At 42.8% G+C, this 3,956-nt stretch carries 6 protein-coding genes; all 6 read right to left on the bottom strand.

Going from position 1 to position 3,956, the window contains the following annotated elements; genetic code table 11:
* Positions 1-142: 142 nt before the first annotated feature.
* Positions 143-865, bottom strand: coding sequence for a tRNA (guanosine(37)-N1)-methyltransferase TrmD (trmD, locus tag ISALK_RS14630; protein ID WP_160723620.1), 723 nt, complete (start codon positions 863-865; stop codon positions 143-145).
* Positions 862-1,374 (bottom strand): ribosome maturation factor RimM, encoded by a 513-nt coding sequence (rimM, locus tag ISALK_RS14625; RefSeq protein WP_160723618.1) that lies wholly within the window; start codon positions 1,372-1,374, stop codon positions 862-864. The genes trmD and rimM overlap by 4 nt, the downstream gene beginning before the upstream one ends.
* A 94-nt stretch (positions 1,375-1,468) precedes the next feature.
* Positions 1,469-1,696, bottom strand: coding sequence for a KH domain-containing protein (locus ISALK_RS14620; RefSeq protein WP_160723616.1), 228 nt, complete (start codon positions 1,694-1,696; stop codon positions 1,469-1,471).
* Positions 1,697-1,720: 24 nt separating this feature from the next.
* Positions 1,721-1,963, bottom strand: a complete 243-nt coding sequence (rpsP, locus tag ISALK_RS14615) for a 30S ribosomal protein S16 (RefSeq protein WP_160723614.1) — start codon at positions 1,961-1,963, stop codon at positions 1,721-1,723.
* Between the two features lie 42 nt (positions 1,964-2,005).
* Positions 2,006-3,355: a signal recognition particle protein gene (ffh, locus tag ISALK_RS14610; protein ID WP_160723612.1), complete on the bottom strand. Its 1,350-nt coding sequence runs from the start codon at positions 3,353-3,355 to the stop codon at positions 2,006-2,008.
* Between the two features lie 25 nt (positions 3,356-3,380).
* Positions 3,381-3,728 carry a putative DNA-binding protein gene (locus tag ISALK_RS14605; protein WP_160723610.1) on the bottom strand — a complete coding sequence of 116 codons (348 nt, stop codon included), beginning with the start codon at positions 3,726-3,728 and terminating at the stop codon, positions 3,381-3,383.
* Positions 3,729-3,956 lie beyond the last annotated feature (228 nt).

Raw genomic sequence — 3,956 nt, 5'->3', positions numbered from 1 at the left:
TATAAAAACGAGCATTAGAATACTCGTTTTTAAAGAAATAAATGATATGAAACCCTGTATTTTTTAAGATTATTAGACAGGTCTTATTTAACTTTACAAAGTCTCATTTAGTTCTACAATTGACCAGTTTTCCCGGTCCCTTTTAGGGTTTCAGCAGTTTGTAATCTTCTTTTGTCAGGGCAATCTTTTGAAAAAGATCGGGACGCCGCTCCCGGGTAATCAAAAGGGATTCTCTTCGCCGCCATTTCCGAATTTTTTCATGATCTCCCGATAAAAGCACCTTCGGTACTTCTCTTCCTTCAAAGTTTTGAGGCCGGGTATACTGGGGATATTCCAAAAGACCGGAATAAATGGATTCCTCCTGGTAGGCTTCCGGGCTGGAAAGCACTCCGGGAAGCAGTCGACTGACGGCATCAATCATGACCATGGCGGGAAGCTCTCCCCCGGTCAGGACGTAATCCCCGATGGAGATTTCATCGGTTACAATTTTGTCAATAACCCGCTGATCCACCCCTTCATAGTGGCCGCAAAGAAAAATCAGCTCCGGTTCCCGAGAAAGTTCCATGGCCATTTCCTGGGTAAATGCTTTTCCTTTAGGAGACAGATAAATAGTTCTCGGGTTTTCCCTGCCCGTGTTTTTCAAAATATCCCGGTAAGCATCCACAATAGGCTGGGGCGTCATGACCATGCCGGAGCCCCCTCCGTAAGGATAGTCATCCACTTTTTGGTGCTTGTTGGCGGAGTAGTCCCGTATTTGGTAGTATTCAATGGAAAGCTTCTGATCTTCCCTTGCCCTTTTGATGATACTGCTGCCTAAGGGCCCGGAAAACATTTCAGGAAACAAGGTCATCACATGGATCTTCATGGAAGCATCCCCTCAATTAACTCCACTTTCATCTTACCCTTTTCCAGATCCACCTCTTTGATGAATTCCTTCGCCGCCGGAATCATAATTTCACCGTATTCCTCTCCCCGGACAACATAGACTTCACTGGGTCCCGCCTGAATAACATCTTCCAATACCCCCAGGGAGCCTTCCTTTTCACTTTCCACCTCTAAGCCGATTAAGTCCTGAATAAAATAAGTATCCTCTTCCAGGGTTTTTCTTTGGCTCTTATCAATATACAGGTGGCGGTTTTTAAAATGCTCCACTTCATTGATGTTGCCGTAACCCTTCAGATACAGAATGATAAAGCCTTTATGAAGCTGGACCCGCTCAATTTGGAAGAGCTGCATTTCCTTTGTTTTCGGATCTTCTATGTATAGATCGTCCAGATCATAAAATCGCTCCAAATCATCGGTTAAATGGCGAACCTTCAGCCCCCCCTTTATTCCATGAACATTAATGATTTCTCCTATAAGAATTTTTCCCATTTTAACACCTCTTAAAAATTTAAATTTTCCACTTGAAATGCACTTTAGGAACTTAAGCTTTATAAAAAAACAAAGGATTAGGGAACCCTAATCCTTACATAATTTCTACAACCACTCTTTTGTTTTCTTTAACCGCAGCCGCCTTTACCACGTTTCGGATCGCTTTGGCAATCTTACCCTGTTTTCCGATAACTTTACCCATATCCTCCGGGGCAACTCGAAGCTCGACGGTAACCGACTGGTCACTTTCCACTTCCTTTACCGTTACTTGGTCCGGATGATCTACTAAGGCTTTTGCAATTATTTCAACTAATTGGCTCATTTTAGTACCTCCTTATGAGGAAAACTATACAATACCGTTGTTTTTAAACAAATACTTTACTGTGTCTGTAGGTTGTGCGCCTTTGCCTAACCATTCCTTTGCCTTATCACCATTGATTTTAATTTCCTTTGGTGTAGATACCGGATTGTAGTATCCAAGCTCTTCAATGAATCGTCCATCCCGTGGAGATCTGGAATCAGCTACTACAATTCTATAGAAAGGTCTTTTTTTAGCACCCATTCTTTTTAATCGAATTTTTACTGCCATGTTTTTTCACCTCCTTACAATGCTCTGAATGTATTACATTTATTATCCAAAGAAAGGCATGTTCATCTTTCCGCCTTTTTTCTTTAGCTTATCCATTCCGCTGCCGCTAAACTGTTTCATCATTTTTCGGGTCTGTTCGAACTGCTTGATCAGTTTGTTTACCTGCTGAACGGAAGTCCCGCTTCCTGCGGCGATGCGTTTTCTTCTACTGCCGTTAATGATACCGGGGTTGGTTCGTTCGTCCTTGGTCATGGACTGTATAATCGCTTGAATGTGATTGAGCTCTTTTTCATCCACATTTAAGTTTTTCATTTGTTTACTGGGCACTCCGGGAAGCATATTAAGCATATCCCCGATGGGTCCCATGTTTCGAATCTGCTCCAGCTGATCCAGAAAATCATCAAAGGTAAACTGTTGGGACCGCAGTTTTTCTTCCATTTCCCTAGCCTTTTTCTGATCAAAGGAGGACTCCGCCTTTTCAATCAGGCTAAGCATATCTCCCATGCCGAGAATTCTTGAGGCCATACGGTCAGGGTGAAAGGCTTCCAACTCGTCGAGTTTTTCTCCCATTCCTACAAATTTTATGGGCTTGTCGGTGACGGCCCGTATGGATAGGGCGGCGCCTCCCCGGGTATCTCCATCAAGCTTTGTCAGAATCACACCGTTAATTTCTATGGTTTCATTAAATTCCTTCGCAACGTTCACCGCGTCCTGTCCCGTCATGGAATCCAGTACCAACAGTTTTTCATGGGGGTTTACTCCCTGATCGATTTCCTTTAACTCGTCCATTAAGTTTGCGTCAATGTGGAGTCGTCCGGCGGTATCGATGATTACCACGTCGTTGCCGTGTTTTTCCGCATGGAGAATGCTCTCCTTGGCAATGTTTACCGGTTTTTCTTTGTCTCCCATGGAGAACACGGGAACTTCCACTTGTTTTCCTACAACTTCCAGCTGATTGATCGCCGCCGGTCGATAAATATCACCGGCTACCAGTAAGGGTCGCTTGCCTTCTTTTTTCAGGAGTTTGGCCAGCTTGCCACAGGTTGTCGTCTTTCCCGCCCCTTGCAGACCTGCCATCATAATAACGGTAGGCGGTTTGTTGCTGAAATTGATTTTGCTCTGGGTCTCTCCCATTAAATGGGTCAGTTCATCTTTTACGATTTTGATCACGTGTTGTCCCGGGGTCAGGCTTTCCAGCACTTCATCCCCTACAGCCCGTTCTTTCACCCGGCTGATAAAATCCTTTACCACTTTAAAGTTGACATCTGCTTCCAAAAGGGCCATCTTGACTTCTCTCATGGCGGCGTTTACATCTTTTTCATCAAGTTTTCCCTTACCCTTTAGTTTGCTAAAGGTATTTTGCAGTTTTTCTGCTAATCCTTCAAATATCATATAAACACCTCGGGTTTTTTATTATTTACAATTGCTCCAGCTGCTCCCGGATTTTTTCAAAGGCCCTGTGAAGCATAGGATCCTGATCCCGGTGCTGAAGCTCTTCCATTTCTTTTAGTAATTCCTGAATTTTTTCTCTTCGTCCCTTATCCCCTTGGACCATTTGGAGTTTCTCTTCGTACTCAAAAAGTAATTTTTCCGTACGCTTAATATGGTCGTAAACCGCCTGTCGGGAAATTCCGATTTCCTCCGCAATCTCCGTAAGGGAAAGGTCGTAGTTAAAATACAGTTCAATAATATTTTGCTGGGTTTTCGTCAGCAGTTCCTGATAATAATCATAAAGTACTGACACTTCCACTTTTTTTTCAATCATGGGCATCTTCCTATCTTTCCGTAAAGCTTAACTGCTTTACAGATGAAAGTATAACGTATCCCAGGGCTCCTGTCAATAGATTGCGGGATTTTTTTTAGTCGAATATGATCCATATATGATAATGTCTTAATATATCACAAGTGACTATGTCCCAAATACTATTAAATCTATTATAATAGAACCTCAGGACTAAGAAATGAGGTGGACATAATCAGAAAGGTAATATTA

The sequence above is a fragment of the Isachenkonia alkalipeptolytica genome, assembly GCF_009910325.1.
Lineage (GTDB): Bacteria > Bacillota > Clostridia > Peptostreptococcales > T1SED10-28 > Isachenkonia > Isachenkonia alkalipeptolytica.
The sequence above is the reverse complement of the archived record's forward strand: the minus strand, read 5'-3'. Positions and strand labels throughout refer to the sequence as shown.